We start from the raw sequence: 19,588 nt of genomic DNA, 5'->3' as shown, positions 1-19,588 counted from the left end.
TTTGTACTCAAACTATTAATTAAACAAAAAAAGAAAAATGAGTACTTTAAAAATTGCAATTCAAAAATCAGGTCGTTTAAACGAAGACAGCATTCAGATCTTAAAAGACTGTGGTATTTCAATCAACAACGGAATCGACCAGTTAAAAGCCGAAGCTTCCAACTTTCCTCTTGAAGTTTTATATTTAAGAAATTCTGATATTCCTCAATATTTAATTGATGGAGTGGTAGATTTGGCAATTGTTGGTGACAATCTTTTGGTAGAAAAAGGAAAAGGTATTGAAGTAGTTCAGAAATTAGGATTCTCAAAATGCAAAGTTTCTGTAGCAGTTCCTAAAACTTTTGAATATAATTCGGTTCAGGATCTGGCAGGTTTGAGAGTTGCGACTTCATATCCAAATACAGTTAACGAATATTTTGGTTCATTCGGATTAACAGTTGATATTCACCAGATTTCAGGATCTGTAGAAATTGCGCCTAATATTGGTCTTGCTGATGCCATTGTTGATATTGTCTCCAGCGGAAGTACTTTGTTTAAAAATAATTTGAAAGAAGTTGAGGTAATTTTGAAAAGTGAAGCAGTTTTAGCGGTTTCACCAAAAGTTTCTCCTGAAATTCAAAAGCACATTGATACTTTAAAATTCAGAATTCAGTCAGTTTTGAGAGCCCGAAATTCAAAATACATTTTGATGAACGTACCAAACGACAAGATTGATGAAATTGGCAGAATTTTACCGGTTTTAAGAAGTCTTACCGTTTTACCATTGGCTCAGGAAGGATGGAGCAGCGTACACTCGGTAATTGATAAAGATACTTTTTGGGACGTAATCGATCAGTTGAAAGAAGCCGGAGCCGAAGGAATTTTGGTTTGCCCAATTGAGAAAATGGTTCTTTAGGACTTCGTCCGCTTTAGGCTTTAGGCAATATGCTTTAAGCCAAAAAAACATAAAGTTAATAAAGCTTATTGCGTATAGCTTAAAGCTTAAAGCATAAAAAAATGAATAAAATAAATAGCCCAAAACCGGATACCTGGTCAGAGATATTAAAAAGACCTACGAAAACCATCGATGATATCGAAGTTACGGTTAAAGAAATATTTAAGGAAGTACAGAAAAAAGGAGATGAAGCTGTTGCAAAATATACTTCTATTTTCGACGGAATTGCTTTAGACAGTTATGAAGTTACTTCAGAAGAAATTCAGGAAGCAATTAATTTAGTTTCATCCGAATTGAAAGAAGCGATTCAGCTGGCTAAAAACAATATTTATAAATTCCACTCAGCACAAAAAACAGAAAGAATCTCAATTGAAACGATTGAAGGTGTTAACTGCTGGCAGGAAAAAAGGCCAATCCAAAAAATTGGTTTGTATATCCCAGGCGGAACAGCTCCTTTGTTTTCAACGGTTTTAATGCTGGCTGTTCCTGCTGAAATTGCCGGAAGTAAAGAAATTGTTTTATGCTCGCCTCCGGATAAAAATGGAAAAATAAATCCTGCAATTTTATATGCCGCCAATTTATGCGGGGTAACCAAAATATTAAAAGTAGGCGGAATCCAGGCCATTGCAGGAATGACGTTTGGAACACAGTCAATCCCTAAAGTGTATAAAATTTTCGGTCCCGGAAATCAGTTTGTAACGGTGGCTAAACAATTGGCAACACAATTTGGTGTGGCGATTGACATGCCTGCAGGGCCATCAGAGTTATTGGTGGTAGCTGATGATACAGCCGTTCCTGCTTTTGTCGCGTCAGATTTACTGTCACAGGCAGAACATGGAGCTGACAGTCAGGTAATTTTGGTTTCGACTTCGAAAAAACTGATTGATGCTGTTGAAAAAGAAATAGAAATTCAACTTGAAGCACTTCCAAGAAAAGAGATTGCCCAAAAAGCCATTGCCAATTCTAAATTAATTTTTGTTGAAAATGATAAAATTGCTTTAGACTTAATCAATGAATACGGTCCGGAACACTTTATCATCTGCTCAGAATATGATGATTTCTATTGCAACGGAATAGTAAATGCAGGTTCTGTTTTTATAGGGAATTATACTCCCGAAAGTGCCGGAGATTACGCTTCGGGAACAAATCACACTTTGCCGACAAATGGTTATGCGAAAAATTACAGCGGAGTAAATCTGGATAGTTTTATGAAATCCATGACTTTTCAGAAAATTTCAGAAAAAGGAATTCAGAATATTGGGCCAGCAATTGAACTTATGGCTGAAGCAGAAGGATTACAGGCGCATAAAAATGCAGTGACACTTCGATTGAATGAACTAGATAAGTAAAGAAGCAAGAATAGTAAATAGCAGAATATTTTAGGCAAAAGTCTTTCCTCTTGATTCTTTCTTCTAATTAAAAAAATAAACCAATGAGTACCTTCGATATAAATACAATAACACGTGAAAACGTAAAATCTTTGAAACCGTATTCGTCCGCACGTGATGAATTTGAAGATTTTGATACAGCCGAAATGATTTTTCTGGATGCGAATGAAAACCCGTTTCAAAATGGTGTGAACCGCTATCCGGATCCACAGCAGAATTCGGTTAAGGCAATTTTAGCTAAAAATAATAAGGTAAAACAAAGTCAGATTTTATTAGGAAACGGAAGCGATGAGGTTTTGGACTTGCTTTTCAGGGCTTTTTGCGAACCAAAAACAGACAATATTATTTCATTGCCGCCAACATACGGAATGTACAGCGTTCTGGCGAATATTAATGCCGTAGAAAACAGAGAAGTTTTGCTTTCGACAGATTTTCAGCCACAGGTTGAGAAAATTTTAGAAGCGGTTGACGATAATACTAAAATTATCTTCTTATGCTCGCCAAACAATCCAACCGGAAATTCATTTTCGGATGAAAGTGTGGTGAAACTGCTTCAAAACTTTAAGGGCTTGGTGGTAATTGATGAGGCTTACATTGATTTTTCGGATAAAGAAAGCTGGCTGATTGAAATTGAGGAATACCCAAATTTGGTCATCACACAGACACTTTCAAAAGCCTATGGCTTAGCCGGAATTCGTTTAGGAATTTGTTATGCCTCCGAAGCTGTAATTTCAGTTTTAAATAAAATTAAACCTCCTTATAATGTAAATGAACTAACGCAGCAAAGAGCTATTGAGCGTTTGAAGGATGGTGAAAAAATAAAGCAGGAAATTGCTGCTATCATCGAACAAAGGTCAGTATTGCTTAAAGTTTTGGCAGAGGTTGCTTTTGTTGAAAAAGTATATCCAACAGAAGCTAATTTTGTGTTGGTAAAAGTTGACGATGCCAATAAAAGATACAATCAGTTGATTGAAAAGGGAATTGTTATCAGAAACAGAACAACGCAGCCTTTATGCGAAAACTGCCTTCGTTTTACGATTGGTATTCCTGAAGAAAATGCTGTTTTGATTAGGGAATTGAAGGCACTGTAAAAAAGTTTTGTCACAAATTCATTAGTGATGAAATTAGAAATTATAAATATCTCGAAAACCGTTTTGCGTGAGGGATATAGGCGGTATCCTTTTGTGAAGAGAAACGAAACAAAAGATATAGCCGAAAGCCCGACCCGGAGGGACACGCCCAAAATAGAATTAAAATATGAAAAAAGTACTTTTTATCGATCGTGACGGAACGATTGTTTTAGAACCGGAAGGATATCAATTAGACAGTTTAGATAAACTGGAGTTTTATCCGAAAGCGTTTCAGTATCTTGCTAAAATTGCCAATGAACTGGATTACGAACTGGCAATGGTAACCAATCAGGACGGATTAGGAACGGATAGTTTTCCGGAAGATACATTTTGGCCAACACAGAATTTTATTCTGAGAGCTTTTGAAAACGAAGGCGTTTTGTTTGATGATATTTTTGTAGACAGATCGTTTCCGGAAGATAATGCGCCAACACGCAAGCCAAGAACAGGAATGCTGACAAAATACATTGACAATCCGAATTACGATTTAGCAAACTCTTTTGTACTGGGAGATCGTCTGACTGATGTTGAGCTGGCTAAAAACCTGGGTGCAAAAGCTATTTTTATGAATTTGACTGACGGAGCTGGAAGTGCCGAAATTTCATCAAAACGTGAAGAATTAGATGAAACGATTATTCTGCAGACAACGGACTGGAAAACAATTTATGAGTTTTTGAAATTAGAGGCACGTTCTGCTTCGATTACACGTAAAACACATGAAACTGACATTTTTATAGATTTGAATCTGGACGGAACCGGAAAAAGTAAAATAGATACCGGAATTGCTTTTTTCGACCATATGCTGGATCAAATTTCACGTCACGGTCAAATGGACTTAGAAATTTTGGTAAAAGGCGATTTAGAAGTTGATGAACATCATACGATTGAAGATACCGCTATTGCGCTTGGAGAAGTTTTTGCAAAAGCATTAGGAAATAAATTAGGTATAGAGCGTTACGGTTTCTGTTTGCCAATGGACGATTGTTTAGCTCAGGTTGCCATTGACTTTGGTGGAAGAAACTGGCTGATTTGGGAAACCGAATTTAAACGCGAAATGGTAGGCAAAATGCCAACAGAAATGTTCTTTCACTTTTTTAAATCATTCTCTGACGGTGCAAAAGCAAATATCAACATCAAAGCTGAAGGTGATAACGAGCACCACAAGATTGAAGCAATTTTTAAAGCTTTCGCTAAAGCCATAAAAGTGGCCGTTAAAAGAGATACCGAAAAAATGATTCTGCCAAGTACAAAGGGAATTTTGTAAAAAGAGGTTGTTTCAGGTTTAAAGTTTCAAGTTCTGTTGAGTAACGTGTAATTTTAAACCTGAAACAAAAAATGAAATGGAAGCGAAAAAGTTTGCCAAAGAATGGATTGATTCCTGGAATTCTCATGATTTAGATGATATCATGAAGCATTATTCAGAAGAAATTGAAATTACAACACCAATGTTAAAATTGGCTGCCGGAATTGAGAGCGGTTCGCTGCAGGGAAAAGAGCAGGTAAGGGCATATTGGCAGAAAGCTTTGACTAAAATTCCGGATTTGCATTTTGAACTGATAGAAGTTACATCAGGGATTGATTCTGTGGCACTTTACTATAAGTCGGTTATGAATAAAATGGCAATCGAAGTTATGTTTTTTGATGAAAACGGATTGGTAAATAAAATGATCGCTCATTATACTGATTTGTAAAAAAATAAAAATTGTTTCAGATTTTAAGTGCTGCTGAGAAACTTGAAACTTGAAACCTGAAACCTGAAACAAAAGAGAATGAAAATAGTAATTATAAATTACGGAGCAGGAAATATTCAGAGCATTATGTTTGCTATTGAAAGACTGGGTTTTAAAGCCGTTCTGAGCAATAATCCGGAAGAAATTCAGACGGCAGATAAAGTGATTTTTCCGGGTGTGGGAGAAGCAAGCTACGCCATGAAAAAACTGAAAGAAAGCGGTTTAGATACCTTAATTCCGAACTTGAAACAGCCTGTTTTCGGAATTTGTCTAGGAATGCAGTTGATGTGTAATTCAACAGAAGAAGGAAATACTGAAGGTTTAGGGATTTTCGATGTCGATGTAATCAAATTTTCAAACAAAGTAAAAGTACCCCAAATGGGCTGGAACCAGATTTATGATTTAAAATCGGATTTGTTCAATGGAATTTCAGAGAATGAATTTATGTATCTGGTTCATAGTTTTTACGCTCCAAATTGCGCTGAAGCCATCGCTACAACAAATTATGATGTAGAATATGCATCGGCATTGCAAAAAAATAATTTTTACGGAACACAATTTCACCCTGAAAAAAGCGGTGATGTTGGGGAGAAAATTTTGGGAAACTTCCTGAAAATGTAAAGGTTTAAATTTCAATAGCAATTTCAAAAATCAATTACAATATCAATTTAGAAAATCTGAAATCAAAAATCGTTAATCGACAATCAAAAATCAACACTTTCAAACTTTAAGACTTAAAAATAAATGAGAATAATACCAGCCATAGATATCATTGACGGAAAATGCGTTCGTTTGTCCAAAGGGGATTATGATACCAAAATAATTTATAATGAAAATCCGCTTGAAGTAGCGAAATCATTCGAAGCTCACGGAATTGAATACCTGCATTTAGTAGATCTTGATGGTGCTAAATCGAGTAAAATTGTCAATTATAAAATTTTAGAACAAATTGCAACGCAAACCGGTTTGAAAATTGATTTTGGCGGCGGTTTAAAATCGGATGATGATTTGAGAATTGCTTTTGAAAGCGGTGCAAACCAAATTACAGGCGGAAGTATTGCCGTAAAAAACAGAAGCATTTTCGAAAAATGGATTTCTGAATATGGTTCAGATAAAATTATTTTAGGGGCTGATGCAAAAGATGAAAAAATCGCTGTTTCAGGCTGGTTGGAAGATTCTGATGAAGATTTGATTCCGTTTATTCAGGATTATCAAACCAAAGGAATCCAGTACGTTATTTGCACTGATATTGCAAAAGACGGGATGCTGGAAGGACCAAGTTTTGACTTGTATGGCAAAATTTTAGCAGAAGCCAAAGTTGTAAAACTTATCGCTTCGGGAGGTATTTCAACTTTCGACGAGTTACCAAAATTGGCTGAATTAGGCTGCGAAGGAACGATAATCGGGAAAGCAATTTACGAGGGAAGAATTACATTAAAGCAACTCGAAGATTTTATAATTAGAAAATGAGATAATTAGATAATTAGATAATTTAAATACAATGTAAAAATTATCTAATTAACTAATTATCTAATTAACACATTAGATAAATGTTAGCAAAAAGAATTATACCCTGCTTAGATATAAAAAACGGAAGAACTGTAAAAGGGGTTAACTTTGTTGACTTGCGTGATGCGGGTGATCCTGTCGAGCTCGCTGAAATATACTCAGATGAAGGTGCGGATGAATTGGTTTTTCTGGATATTTCGGCTACAGAAGAAAGACGTAAAACGTTGGTAAACATGGTGCGAAGTGTTGCGGAGAAAATCAACATCCCGTTTACAGTTGGCGGGGGAATTTCATCTGTTGAAGATGTTGAAATCCTTTTGAATAACGGAGCTGATAAAGTTTCGATTAATTCATCGGCAGTAAAAAATCCACAATTGATTAATGATCTGGCACAGAAATTTGGAAGTCAGTGCATTGTAGTAGCAATTGATGCTAAACAAATAGACGGACAATGGATCGTACATTTGGTGGGCGGAAAAGTACCAACAGAATTGAATTTATTTGACTGGGCTGTTGAGGTAGCTCAGCGTGGTGCCGGTGAAATTTTATTCACCTCGATGGATAATGACGGGACCAAAAATGGTTTTGCAAACGAGGCTTTGGCAAAACTATCAACGTTAATCAATATTCCAATTATTGCTTCGGGAGGTGCTGGAAACATTCAGCATTTCGTTGATTCCTTTAAAGAAGGAAAAGCAGATGCGGCTTTGGCAGCGAGTGTTTTTCACTTTAAGGAGATAGAAATAAAAGCTTTGAAACAAGAACTTAGGAATAATGGTATTGAAGTTAGACTTTAGATAATCAGATAATAATTGTTTATGAAAGATAAAGAAAGTATACAAATTTTTGGAAGTACGGGTAAATTAATAAAACTATTGTTTTTTTCTATCTTATTTTTAATTGTCAGCCTTTGGATATTAGTATATCAACCTACTGTTCGCAATGTAATCGTTAATAATTTTATAATAAAAAATGTTGCTTCAATTTTAGGTCTATTCATGGGATTGTTTGGAATCTATTTCACTACAAAAAAGTTATTTGATAAAAAACCAGTCGTTGTTATTGATGCTATTGGAATTGTAGATAATTCATCAGCAGTATCGCTTGGAAGAATTTTATGGGAAGACATTGATGCAATTAAAGAGATTACAGTTGTAAATCAAAAATTCATTAAGATTTATCTTAAAAATCCTGAAGATTATATAAGTAAAGAAACTAATGTGATTAAAAGAAATATGATGAAAATGAATTTAAAGCAATCAGGCTCTCCTGCTAGTATTTCAGTTAATGGACTCAAAATATCTTTTAATGATTTGAAAGATATATTAATGCAAAAATTTGAAGAAACTCAAGCAGGTAAAAACTAGAAAAAATTAATATAAGGGTCAAGAATCTAAAATCTAAACTCAAAAATCTAAAATAAAAATGAACATCGATATAAAAAGCTCCCACGGATTGATTCCGGCGATTATTCAGGATTCAGAAACGAAAAATGTCCTAATGATGGGTTACATGAATGAAGAATCAATTCAAAAAACAATCAAAACCCAAAAAGTGACTTTTTTCAGCCGATCCAAACAAAGGCTTTGGACAAAAGGCGAGGAGAGCGGAAATTTTTTGAATCTGGTAAGTATAAAAAATGACTGCGATGGTGACACGCTTTTAATTCAGGCAAAACCTGTTGGACCAACTTGCCATACTGGTGCGGATACTTGCTGGCAGGAACCAAATGAGGCTAATTATGGTTTTATTTCCCAGTTAGAAAATACAATCAAAACCCGCAGAGAAAATGCTGATTCGGAGAAAAGTTATGTAGCTTCACTATTCGAAAAAGGAATCAATAAAATTGCTCAAAAAGTAGGAGAAGAAGCAGTAGAAGTAGTTATTGAAGCCAAAGACGATAACGATGATTTATTCCTCAGCGAAAGCGCTGATTTGCTTTTTCATTACCTGATTTTGTTACAAGCAAAAGGATATCAGTTAAATGATGTAATTGATGTTTTGAAGAAACGTCAGAAGTAGTTTTTTAATAGTAGCTTACAAATAAATCGCATTGTACATTTTCATGTATAATGCGATTTTTTGTATTATATTTGAAAATATACTTTACTGTTTAAATGATACCTATGAAGATTTTAGTCTGTTTATTGTTATTTATAGGTCCAACATTTAATTTGAACTATAAAAAAATGACGATACCATATTGTATTGTCATTTCAAAAGCGGATTTAATTGTTGACGGGAGTGTTTCCAAAGTTTTTAAAAATAGCTACGAATTCACAATAACTCAATTTGTGAAAGGAAGATCAGGTTCGAAAATTAATGTTACAATTTGGAAGGAATGGTTATGTGATCCAAGGATGGCAGAATTAAAAGAGGGACAGAGATTAATTTTGTTTTTAGAAAAAACACCTGATGATCATTTTAATCCAATTAACGAAAGTACTGGAGAATTATATGTTGATAAGGATAAATTTACTAATATATTTATAGCTAAAGATTTCTCTAATCCTACAGTTTTAAAGAAGGGAGTTACAATGTATCTTGAAACATATACTTATCAACAGAATTTAAATGGGAGTTTTTTTTATTCTCAAAAATCTATATTTGAAATAGGTAAGATGAAAGAAGATAATAAGTTCTTTAAATTTTTAGTTGATAAAGAATTAGCATATTCTAATGTTACATATAATCAAATCAATAAATTTAATAATTAAATATTCTACAATTTAAAGTATATAAATAATTGTTTATTAGTGGTTTGATTCTTTTTTTTAGCTTGTTTTTTGCTGAATCAGTTTAAAGTCAAAGCTCCTAAAATTTCTTCATACATAAATGGTCCTCCCGGATATTTGGCCGTGTAATCCAGATTCATCCAGACCTGACCGCGTTCGTCGATATGATAATGAATTATTTTTCCTTTACTTTCTTTCACAAAAAGGACATTCTTAATTAAATAATTGACTTTTTCCAGATCGATTAAAGACCCTATCAGTATTTCGGGATAAATATGTCCTTTGGTGTGAATTAATCGTGGTGTTCCGCCAATGGAACGAACCGCAGCAGCCATCAAAATAGAATGATCGTCACAATCTCCGGAAAAATATTCTAATGATTCACTGGCTGTGGCAATGTAATCGCCTTCTTTTGGATCGTTAACGTAATTCCATCGATCATTGATTTCCTTAAAAACGGCAAAACACTGAATTACAGTTCTGTAATCTGAGTATCCTTTTATACCTTTAAAATGCTTTGTAGTTGCCATAATAGCGAAGTTTCGAACCTTTGGATTCTGATATTCTATGGCATTAATGATTTTTGATTTATTTGGAAAAGGCAATAGTTTTGCCACAATAATATCCTGCGGAAAAGGATTATCAGACATCGTGTAAATCATTGAATTATAATCTTCGGAAATTTCGTTGAAACCATAATTTCCAATAACACTACCGTAAACTAACACTAATATGTATAGAGCAATACAGATTATAATGATGGTACGTAACAACATCAAAAGAAAGAAAATTGCAGCAAAAACAAATAAAAAAATAAAGATCCGGTCTAAATTTAAAGGCCATTTTAAATCAATCAGGTTTTGGTGCAATATGATAAAAACCGGAATGGTAATCAAAAGACTTAATACCATAATAATAATCTTATCCCAGGGAGATTTTACCTGTAATTTGGATTTTAATTGCGGAAAGTCAATTTTTGGGATTTTTATCATAATAATTAAAAGCAGTGCTTTACAAGGCTTTTACGATTTCAACAAAAGTAATTTTTTTATCAATAATTCCCAGATCAAATAACTGATTTTGAATCTTAATAAAGGCTTTTTCGTTTAAATTTTTTTGTGACCATTGTGTTAACTTTAACCATTCCTGAATATCTTCGAGTTTTTGATTAAATATTTCGGCTAATGTCTTATCGATATCTGGAATTAGAGTAAAATCATGTGTTGTACTATTGATCGTTTCAAGGATTTTTTCTACTATTTTAGGATTTTTTTTCAAAAACTCTTCCCTAACAGCAATTACAAATGAAGGCCATGGAGTAGGACAGTCACCAACACGTCTGAAAATACCCTGATCAACAAGCGGTTTGGTCATAAAACGTTCCCACATAAAATAATCAGCAGTTTTGTTTGTCAGAGCTTCGACAGCGCCATCAATTGTATTGATGATTTCAAATTCTAAATTATCTGTTTCCCAGCCTTGTTCATTTGCATTTACGTATGCCATTAATTGTGATCCCGATCCCAATCTGGAAATCGCAGCTTTTTTATTTTTAAGGTCTTTTATTGTCTTGAAATCAGATTTAGCGGCTACGTGAATTCCCCAGATTAAAGGTGATTGTACATAGATCTGTACAATTTTGCTTGGATTTCCGGCAACGATATCTTTTATAATGCCTTCGGTTAAAATAACAGCAATGTCAGCTTCACCATCACGAAGCATCTGACACATTTTGCCAGTACCCTCAGGAATATTTTTCCATTGCAAATCTATATTTTCAGCTTCAAATTCGCCATTTTCAATGCAAAGACGCCATGGCAAATTGAAGTGTTCAGGAACACCTACAATTTTTACAGTTTTCATTCTAGTTTTAAGTTTAAGTTAAGTTGTTTGGATATGCGTATTCTATGTTTGTTTGTTTGTTTGTTTGTTTGTTTGTTTGTTTGTTTGTTTGTTTAATTTTTTAATAAATCAGTCCTGTGCTTTTCAGAAAGACAAGGTTCTGCAAATTCTATTATTTCCTGTAATTCGTATTGGCTTAAAAGGTCTTTTACAATCGAATAATCTGTATCTTTTGCAACTTCTACTGCAAATAAGGTTTCGTTTAAACCTTCAGATGCACAATTAATTAGTTTTAATTCTTCTCTGATTATTTCTTTATCAAATCCTTTCTCTAAAATTACTACCTGAAGAATTGAATTGCCATAGCTTTCAATTGTTTTTCTGTAAACCAGACGTTCTTCATCTTCATCATATTCTGCAAAGAAAATATCCTCTGTGGCAATCAAAGGCCCAAAAAAAGGAATATTATCCAATTTGAAATATCCTTTTTCTAAATCAATAATTTCTGCCCACATAGTCTCTACAACTGTATCTTCTAATAAATCACTATAATATTTAAATAGGATTTTTTTGTGTGTTTCTGCCATTTTGTAATTTAATTTTGCGCTTTTAAAGGTGATACTACAATTCGGTAACCATCCGGATCAAGGTACATTTGCCCGTTTTCATTCCAATATGGGTTTATTGCAGTTATCTTTTGAATATTATTTTTTAAAAGATTTTCAAGTAAACTATTATATTTTGTAATTGTATCCGGATAAAGTACAATTATATCATCTTCATCAAAAATATGATTTGCTTTTGTTTGAGATTGTGTAAATTCAAAATGCCAGTCTAAATCTGGCTTTCCAATAAAAATACCATCGTAATTATTATGTTTTTGAAAACCACCGAGTTTTTGAAAACCTAAAATCTTGACGTAAAAATTTTCAATTTTATTTAGGTTATTGGTATGCCGGGCAACTCTTAAAATCATAATTTTAAATCAATTATCTAATTTTTAAATGGACTAATTATCTAATTATTTCACCGCCAATTTATTCAATGTATACGAAATTAATTCATCGACAGCTTTATATGGATCTTCGCTGAAAGTTCCTGAAGCACGATTGGCAATAATCGCATTCAATGACAAAGCATTATGTCCTAATAATGCCGAAAGGCCATAAATAGCTGCAGTTTCCATTTCTAAATTTGTGATTCGGTTTTCATTAAAATTAAAATTATCCATTTTATTGTTTAATTCCACGTCCTGAATATTTAAACGCAAGACTCTTCCTTGTGGCCCATAAAAACCTCCGGCTGTAGCTGTGATTCCTTTAAAAATTTTATCAGACTCAATTATCTTTTCTAAGACCTCTGAACACGGAATTGCATATGGTTTTCCTTTTCGGATATCCCAATTGGTATGGATTATAAAAGCATCTTCAAGGGCATCTTCTGAAACTTCGTCAACCAAATAGGAGCGAAGCATATTATCCAATCCTAAACCAAATTTAGACATCAAAAAACTATCTACAGGTATATCAGACTGCAGGGAACCTGATGTTCCAATTCGGATAATATTTAAAGATGTCAGTTCTTTTTTTGGCAAACGGGTTTCTAAATCAATATTAACCAAAGCATCTAATTCGTTCAGAACAATATCAATATTGTCAGGGCCAATTCCGGTTGACATTACAGTAATTCGTTTTCCTTTGTAGGTTCCTGTTTGGGTTTTAAATTCCCTTTTTTGTGTCGAATATTCAATCGAATCAAAAAACTGAGTAATTTTTTCAACTCTGTTCTGATCTCCAACAAAAATTATATCGTGGGCTATGTGTTCAGGTCGAAGGTTTAGATGATAAACGCTTCCATCCGGATTTAGTATTAATTCTGATGCTTGTATCATTTTGTTAAGTTGCTAAGGTTCTGAGTTGCTAAGATTCTAAGTTTTTTGCTTCACAATAACTTGAAACGTGAATTTTTTTAACCTCCAACTCTTTTTGTTTTAAAGCCTTTTTCTTTTAAAATTGCCATGATTTTGTCGCGATAATCTCCCTGAATGATAATTGAGTCGTCCTTAAAAGTTCCGCCAACACTCAGCTTTGTTTTAATTTCTTTCGCCAGAATTTTAAAATCTTCATCAGATCCTTCATAACCTTCGATTATGGTAGTGGCTTTCCCTTTCCGTTTTTCGAATTTGCAAATCATAGGCTCTTTTTGAATATACAGTACATGCTCTTGTTCCTGAACTTCTTCAGGTTCGTTTGATTCAATATGATCTGGAAATAAATTTTTTAATTGATCTTGTAAGTCCATAAATTTTTTATTCTAAAAAATAAATTCCAATAAATATAGTTCATAAAAATTAAATTCCAAACCCCAAGCTGAATTGGGATTTGGAATTTTAATATCGGAATTTAATAAGTTTATTTTTTTATTAAACCTAAATCTACCAAACGTTCGTATAAATAATCTCCTGCTGTAATGTCTTCGAATTTCTTAGGGTTTTCGGCATCAATACAGTTTTCCAGGCAATCCAGACGCATATCGCTTACCGGATGCATAAAAAACGGAATCGAATAACGAGAAGTTCCCCATAATTCTCTAGGTGGATTAACTACCTGATGTATAGTTGATTTTAGTTTATTATTGGTATGTCTTGACAACATATCACCCACATTAATTACTAATTCATCATCTTCTGCTATGGCATCAATCCATTCTCCATCATGATTTTGAACCTGCAATCCTTTACCCTGCGCTCCCATTAAAAGCGTAATCAGATTAATATCACCGTGAGCAGCTGCACGAATGGCATTCTCTGGTTCAGAAGTAATTGGCGGATAATGGATTGGTCTTAAAATGGAGTTTCCTTCTTTGGCATACTGATCAAAATAAAATTCATCCAGACCTAAATGTAAAGCAAGGGCTCTTAATACATAAACACCTGTTTTCTCTAACATTTGATAGGCTTCTTTACCTACAATATTAAAACGGGGTAATTCTTTTACTTCAACATTATCCGGATATTCTGAAGCATATTTTGAATCTTTGTCAACATATTGCCCAAAATGCCAGAACTCTTTCAAATCTCCCTCTTTGCGTCCTTTGGCATGTTCTTTTCCAAAAGAAACATAACCTCTTTGTCCGCCTATTCCGGGAATTTCATAATTGTGTTTGGTTTCTACTGGCAAGGCGAAAAATTTTCGAATTTCGCCATACAGTTCGTCTACCAGTTTGTCATCCAAAAAATGACCTTTTAGGGCTACGAAGCCAATGTTTTCAAATGCACTGCCGATTTCATTTACAAATTTTTGTTTACGTTCCGGGTTGTCCGAAAGGAAATCACGTAAGTCTACACTAGGAATGTTTTGCATACTTTACATTTTTATTTAAGAAAAAAAGGTCTCAGGCCTTTTCATAACAAAGGTATAGAATATTTTAGTTTTGAATTTTAAAAAATAGCATAAAATTGGATTTTTCCTGCAATAATTTAACATAAAGAAAGAAAAAACAATTTTGATTAAAATTTAATTTCTGACTTATTTTGCATTAAAAACATGTTAATAATTCTGAAAAACATGAATTTTTAAATAGAAAACTCTATTTTTATGAAAAAGAACATTGTGAAAATAGGACTAATCGGATTTGGAAAAACAGGAAAAGCAGTGGCTTCGGTTCTATTGCAAAACAAAAATTTCTCTCTTAAATGGGTAATGAAAAGAAGCCATACTTTAGAGAATCGTAATACAGCGGAATATCTGGGAATCGATTCTGACGAGACAGGAAGAATATATTCCAGCGAAACAACTCCAATAGCAGAATTATTAGACAGTCAGCCAGTTGATGTAATAATTGATTTTTCATCTGGTACCGGCATTTACACTTATGGTTAAGCAGCAAGTAAGCGAAAAATCAAGATAATTTCTGCAATCTCACATTATGCAAAAAAAGAAAAAGATTTTATAGAATCACTTTCCAAAAAGACAACTGTATTCTGGGGCCCAAATATAACTTTAGGTGTAAATTATTTACTGTTTGCTTCCAAATTTTTAAAGAAAATCGCTCCATGGGTGGATATTGAAATTATTGAAGAACATTTTAAAGGAAAAGACGGAATCTCCGGAACAGCCTTAAAGATCGCAGAAGCACTGGAGGTAGAAAAAGATGAGATAAATTCTGTTAGAGTTGGCGGAATTGTTGGTAAGCATGAAGTTGTTTTCGGATTTCCATTTCAGACCGTAAGGCTGGTACACGAAAGTATTTCACGTGAGGCTTTTGGAAGCGGTGTAATATTCGTTGCCGAGAATCTAAGGGATAAAAAAGAAGGGTTGTTTAATTTTGAAGATATTCTAACTCCGTATTTTGCAGTTTAAAAAAGCCTGAAGAAATTACGATGAATGAATTTTACCTTAATGATATAAAGATAGTACCATAAAGTTTCATTTATTAATGATCTTTCAATGATTAATTGTTTAACAAATGCAATTAGGATTGTTGTATTTTTATATATTTGAAATAAAAATAACTACAATGATCTTTTACAGACAAGACCTTACTGACGCTCAATTATTAGATTTATATAAAAAAATACTAAAACCTCGTTTAATCGAAGAGAAAATGCTCATTTTGATCCGGCAGGGAAAAGTATCAAAATGGTTTTCCGGAATTGGTCAGGAGGCTATTGCAGTTGGTGTTACAGCTGTTTTGGATGAATCTGAATATGTATTGCCAATGCATAGAAATCTGGGCGTTTTTACTTCAAGAAATATACCGCTGCATCGACTGTTTTCGCAATGGCAGGGAAAAGCAAATGGTTTTACAAAAGGGAGAGATCGTAGTTTTCACTTTGGAACACAGGAATACAAAATTATCGGAATGATTTCGCATCTTGGTCCACAGTTGGGCATTGCAGACGGAATTGCCTTAGCCAATAAACTTCAAAATAATAAAAAGATAACAGCTGTATTTACCGGTGAAGGCGCAACCAGCGAAGGTGATTTTCATGAAGCTTTAAATATTGCCGCAGTCTGGAGACTGCCTGTTATGTTTATTATTGAAAATAACGGTTACGGGCTTTCGACCCCTACGAATGAACAGTATTTGTGTGAAAATCTGGCTGATAAAGGAGTAGGTTATGGTATGGAAAGCCATGTTATTGACGGAAATAATATTCTGGAAGTTTATACTAAATTATCTGAACTAAAAGCTTCAATGCAGAAAAATCCTCATCCTGTATTATTAGAATTTAAAACTTTTAGAATGCGCGGTCATGAAGAGGCGAGTGGTGTAAAATATGTTCCTCAGGAATTAATGGATGAATGGGCTGCAAAAGATCCCGTTACAAATTATCGAAAGTTTTTGACAGAAACGGGTATTTTGACAGCCGAATTTGATGAACAGCTTCATAACGAAATCAAACAGGAAATTGAGGATAATTTAGCCATAGCAAATGCAGAGCCGGAAATTGTGCCAACTCTTGAGGGAGAATTAGATGATGTTTACAAGCCTTATGAACATGAAGAAATTAACCATTCATCAGATTCTAAAAATATTCGTTTTCTGGATGCCATTAGAAATAGTTTGGAGCAATCTATGAAACGACATGAAAATCTTGTTATTATGGGGCAGGATATAGCAGAATATGGTGGTGCATTTAAGATAACAGATGGTTTTGTTGAGTTTTTTGGAAAAGCCCGGGTTCGCAATACTCCTATTTGTGAAAGTGCAGTTGTTTCAACCGGAATGGGATTATCAATTAACGGTTATAAAGCGATTGTTGAAATGCAGTTTGCTGATTTTGTTTCAACAGGTTTTAATCCTATTGTTAATCTACTCGCAAAATCCCATTACCGCTGGGGCGAAAAAGCCGATGTTGTTGTACGAATGCCTTGTGGTGGTGGAACTCAGGCGGGACCATTTCATTCGCAGACTAATGAAGCCTGGTTTACCAAAACTCCGGGGTTAAAAGTAGTTTATCCGGCTTTTCCGTATGATGCCAAAGGACTGTTAAATACTTCAATAAATGACCCGAATCCTGTTTTGTTTTTTGAGCATAAACAGTTGTACAGAAGCATTTATCAAGATGTTCCAAATGATTATTATACGATTCCGTTAGGAAAGGCAGCCTTGATAAAAGAAGGAAAAAAGATAACTATTATTGCTTTCGGGGCAACGGTACACTGGGCATTGGAAACTTTAGAAAAAAATCCTGATATAGAGGCTGATTTAATCGATTTACGAACCCTGCAGCCTTTGGATACCGAAACTATTTTTGCATCGGTTAAAAAAACAGGAAAAGTAATTATTTATCAGGAAGATACCTTGTTTGGCGGTATAGCAAGCGATATTTCGGCCTTAATAATGGAACAATGTTTTGAATATCTTGATGGACCGGTAAAGAGAGTTGCCAGTTTAGATTCTCCAATTCCGTTTACAAAAGCTTTGGAAGATCAATTTTTACCAAAAGACAAATTCGAAAAAGAACTTATTAATCTATTGGCATATTAAACCATGATCATTTTGCATTTATACTTTATAAACTAATAAACATGAAAAAAATATTTATTTCAATTATTACACTTACCCTGCTTTTTTCCTGTACTAAAAGCACTAAACCCAATGAGGATGTAGATAAAAAATTTGACAACTATAAAGATGGTTTTGTTACTGCTTTATGGCAAATTAATCCAGAATGGGCATCTGCTGTGGGATATCATAAATTAGACAGTCTTTTGGTAACTCCAAATGCGGAGGCTGATAAAAAACAACTTGATTTTGTAAACGCACAATTAGATTCTTTAAAACAATATAATATTGAAGACTTATCGGATAAGAATAAAACAGATTTCCATATGATAAAAAATCAACTGGAAAGCACAATATTTAATATTAAAGAATTGAAATCATCAGAATGGGATCCATCCGAATATAATGTTTGCGGTTTATTTGCCGAAATTTTAAATGGCAATTATGACAGTTTAGAAATTCGCCTCCGTGCTTTTAATATCAAAATGAATACTATTCCGGCTTATTATGATGCTGCCAAAAAGAATATTAAAAATCCAACTATTGAACATACTGAACTGGCTATTGCTCAAAATTTAGGTGGTTCTTCTATTTTTGAAGCCGATTTAAGATCAGCTTTAGAAAAGAGCAAATTAAGTGATGCCGAAAAAAAGGAAATGCTTGACAAGGCTAAAGTTGCTGTAAAAGCAATTAAAGATTATGCAGACTGGTTAAAAGCATTGCCTAATAAAACGCCACGTTCTTTTAGATTAGGGGAAGCTTTATATGCTAAAAAATTCAATCTTGATATTCAATCCGGTTATTCAGCTGATGAAATTTATAAAATTGCTATTGATCATAAAAAAGACCTGCATGGTAAAATGTTTGTCCTTGCCGATAAGCTTTGGTCAAAATACAAAGGGAACACTCCTAAGCCAACTGATAAACTGTCAGTAATTAAACAGGTAATTGATCAGATTTCGCTAAAACATACAACTCCTGAGAAATTTCAGTCTGAAATAGAAAAGCAAATTCCGGAGTTAACGGCCTATGTTAAAGACAAAGATTTATTATACATTGATCCGTCAAAACCATTAGTAGTTCGTAAAGAACCAGCATATATGGCCGGAGTTGCAGGTGCATCAATATCAGCACCAGGGCCTTATGATAAAAATGCAAATACCTATTATAATGTAGGAAGCATGTCTGGCTGGACAGCCGAAAATGCCGAGAGTTATCTGCGTGAATACAATGATTATATTTTACAGATTTTAAATATTCACGAAGCTGTTCCGGGACATTATACACAATTGGTTTACAGTAATCAGTCGCCAAGTATTATCAAATCTATTTTAGGAAATGGTGCCATGATTGAAGGCTGGGCTGTATATGCAGAGAAAATGATGTTGGAAAGCGGTTATAAAAATTCTGATGAAATGTGGTTGATGTATTATAAATGGAATTTAAGAGCAACCTGCAATACAATTTTGGATATTAGTGTTCATACTAAAAACATGTCTAAAGAAGCTGCGTTGGATTTACTTATTAAAGAAGCATTTCAGCAACAGGCAGAAGCAGAAGGGAAGTGGAAACGCGTCACTTTATCGCAAGTACAATTGTGTTCTTATTTTACAGGCTATACTGAAATTTATAACTTAAGAGAAGAACTTAAAAAAGAGCAAGGTGATAAATTTAATTTGAAACAATTTCACGAAAAATTCCTGAGTTTTGGAAGCTCACCGGTAAAATATATTAAAGAATTGATGTTGTCTAAAGAATAGATAGATCCTTTAATTCAGTAAAAAAAGGTTTGATAAGATAATATTAT

Annotated in this window: 20 protein-coding genes and 1 pseudogene; 14 read left to right on the top strand and 7 right to left on the bottom strand. The window is 33.8% G+C overall.

Annotation, left to right across the window (positions count from 1 at the left end):
- Window positions 1-37 precede the first annotated feature (37 nt).
- From hisG to FLACHUCJ7_RS20225, 11 genes are all read left to right on the top strand, one after another.
- A complete protein-coding gene (gene hisG / locus FLACHUCJ7_RS20275) occupies window positions 38-895 on the top strand; it encodes an ATP phosphoribosyltransferase (RefSeq protein WP_180910228.1) in 858 nt (285 codons plus the stop codon).
- Window positions 896-996: 101 nt separating this feature from the next.
- Entirely contained in the window at window positions 997-2,283 is a 1,287-nt protein-coding gene (gene hisD / locus FLACHUCJ7_RS20270; RefSeq protein WP_078229787.1) for a histidinol dehydrogenase, read from the top strand.
- Between the two features lie 83 nt (window positions 2,284-2,366).
- Complete coding sequence (gene hisC / locus FLACHUCJ7_RS20265; RefSeq protein WP_078229788.1) at window positions 2,367-3,413, top strand: histidinol-phosphate transaminase; 1,047 nt, start codon at window positions 2,367-2,369, stop codon at window positions 3,411-3,413.
- A gap of 166 nt (window positions 3,414-3,579) precedes the next feature.
- Window positions 3,580-4,716: a bifunctional histidinol-phosphatase/imidazoleglycerol-phosphate dehydratase HisB gene (hisB, locus tag FLACHUCJ7_RS20260; protein ID WP_180910227.1), complete on the top strand. Its 1,137-nt coding sequence runs from the start codon at window positions 3,580-3,582 to the stop codon at window positions 4,714-4,716.
- Between the two features lie 76 nt (window positions 4,717-4,792).
- A complete protein-coding gene (locus FLACHUCJ7_RS20255) occupies window positions 4,793-5,143 on the top strand; it encodes a nuclear transport factor 2 family protein (RefSeq protein WP_180910226.1) in 351 nt (116 codons plus the stop codon).
- A gap of 78 nt (window positions 5,144-5,221) precedes the next feature.
- Window positions 5,222-5,803: an imidazole glycerol phosphate synthase subunit HisH gene (hisH, locus tag FLACHUCJ7_RS20250; protein WP_078229791.1), complete on the top strand. Its 582-nt coding sequence runs from the start codon at window positions 5,222-5,224 to the stop codon at window positions 5,801-5,803.
- A 123-nt stretch (window positions 5,804-5,926) separates the two neighbouring features.
- Window positions 5,927-6,652, top strand: a complete 726-nt coding sequence (gene hisA / locus FLACHUCJ7_RS20245; RefSeq protein WP_180910225.1) for a 1-(5-phosphoribosyl)-5-[(5-phosphoribosylamino)methylideneamino]imidazole-4-carboxamide isomerase — start codon at window positions 5,927-5,929, stop codon at window positions 6,650-6,652.
- A gap of 80 nt (window positions 6,653-6,732) precedes the next feature.
- A complete protein-coding gene (gene hisF / locus FLACHUCJ7_RS20240) occupies window positions 6,733-7,488 on the top strand; it encodes an imidazole glycerol phosphate synthase subunit HisF (RefSeq protein ID WP_180910224.1) in 756 nt (251 codons plus the stop codon).
- A 21-nt stretch (window positions 7,489-7,509) separates the two neighbouring features.
- Window positions 7,510-8,058, top strand: coding sequence for an STM3941 family protein (locus FLACHUCJ7_RS20235; RefSeq protein ID WP_078229794.1), 549 nt, complete (start codon window positions 7,510-7,512; stop codon window positions 8,056-8,058).
- 52 nt (window positions 8,059-8,110) lie between these two features.
- On the top strand, window positions 8,111-8,713 hold the full coding sequence (gene hisIE / locus FLACHUCJ7_RS20230; RefSeq protein ID WP_317170936.1) for a bifunctional phosphoribosyl-AMP cyclohydrolase/phosphoribosyl-ATP diphosphatase HisIE: 603 nt from the start codon (window positions 8,111-8,113) through the stop codon (window positions 8,711-8,713).
- 104 nt (window positions 8,714-8,817) lie between these two features.
- Window positions 8,818-9,408: a hypothetical protein gene (locus FLACHUCJ7_RS20225; RefSeq protein WP_180910222.1), complete on the top strand. Its 591-nt coding sequence runs from the start codon at window positions 8,818-8,820 to the stop codon at window positions 9,406-9,408.
- 77 nt (window positions 9,409-9,485) lie between these two features.
- On the opposite strand, the gene FLACHUCJ7_RS20220 is transcribed toward FLACHUCJ7_RS20225, so the two are convergent.
- The 7 genes from FLACHUCJ7_RS20220 to FLACHUCJ7_RS20190 form a co-directional block, all read right to left on the bottom strand.
- Entirely contained in the window at window positions 9,486-10,418 is a 933-nt protein-coding gene (locus tag FLACHUCJ7_RS20220; protein ID WP_180910221.1) for a transglutaminase, read from the bottom strand.
- A 19-nt stretch (window positions 10,419-10,437) separates the two neighbouring features.
- Window positions 10,438-11,289: a substrate-binding domain-containing protein gene (locus FLACHUCJ7_RS20215; protein WP_180910220.1), complete on the bottom strand. Its 852-nt coding sequence runs from the start codon at window positions 11,287-11,289 to the stop codon at window positions 10,438-10,440.
- A 92-nt stretch (window positions 11,290-11,381) separates the two neighbouring features.
- Entirely contained in the window at window positions 11,382-11,855 is a 474-nt protein-coding gene (locus FLACHUCJ7_RS20210; protein WP_180910219.1) for a DUF4265 domain-containing protein, read from the bottom strand.
- An 8-nt stretch (window positions 11,856-11,863) separates the two neighbouring features.
- A complete protein-coding gene (locus FLACHUCJ7_RS20205; protein ID WP_180910218.1) occupies window positions 11,864-12,244 on the bottom strand; it encodes a VOC family protein in 381 nt (126 codons plus the stop codon).
- Between the two features lie 45 nt (window positions 12,245-12,289).
- The gene (locus tag FLACHUCJ7_RS20200; RefSeq protein WP_180910217.1) at window positions 12,290-13,159 is read right to left on the bottom strand and encodes a nucleoside phosphorylase; all 870 of its coding nucleotides are present in this window, start codon (window positions 13,157-13,159) and stop codon (window positions 12,290-12,292) included.
- A 77-nt stretch (window positions 13,160-13,236) separates the two neighbouring features.
- On the bottom strand, window positions 13,237-13,569 hold the full coding sequence (locus FLACHUCJ7_RS20195; RefSeq protein WP_180910216.1) for a translation initiation factor: 333 nt from the start codon (window positions 13,567-13,569) through the stop codon (window positions 13,237-13,239).
- A gap of 110 nt (window positions 13,570-13,679) precedes the next feature.
- On the bottom strand, window positions 13,680-14,630 hold the full coding sequence (locus FLACHUCJ7_RS20190; RefSeq protein ID WP_180910215.1) for an isopenicillin N synthase family dioxygenase: 951 nt from the start codon (window positions 14,628-14,630) through the stop codon (window positions 13,680-13,682).
- 249 nt (window positions 14,631-14,879) lie between these two features.
- On the opposite strand from FLACHUCJ7_RS20190, the pseudogene FLACHUCJ7_RS20185 reads away from it, so the two are divergent.
- The 3 genes and pseudogenes from FLACHUCJ7_RS20185 to FLACHUCJ7_RS20175 all read left to right on the top strand — a co-directional run bounded on the left by FLACHUCJ7_RS20185 (window position 14,880) and on the right by FLACHUCJ7_RS20175 (window position 19,541).
- Window positions 14,880-15,629: pseudogene (locus tag FLACHUCJ7_RS20185) on the top strand (4-hydroxy-tetrahydrodipicolinate reductase).
- 157 nt (window positions 15,630-15,786) lie between these two features.
- Complete coding sequence (locus FLACHUCJ7_RS20180; protein ID WP_180910214.1) at window positions 15,787-17,763, top strand: alpha-ketoacid dehydrogenase subunit alpha/beta; 1,977 nt, start codon at window positions 15,787-15,789, stop codon at window positions 17,761-17,763.
- Window positions 17,764-17,804: 41 nt separating this feature from the next.
- Window positions 17,805-19,541, top strand: a complete 1,737-nt coding sequence (locus FLACHUCJ7_RS20175; RefSeq protein ID WP_180910213.1) for a DUF885 domain-containing protein — start codon at window positions 17,805-17,807, stop codon at window positions 19,539-19,541.
- Window positions 19,542-19,588: the final 47 nt, after the last annotated feature.

The organism is Flavobacterium salmonis, from assembly GCF_903819435.1.
Lineage (GTDB): Bacteria > Bacteroidota > Bacteroidia > Flavobacteriales > Flavobacteriaceae > Flavobacterium > Flavobacterium chungangense.
This window is presented reverse-complemented; position numbering and strand designations above follow the sequence as displayed.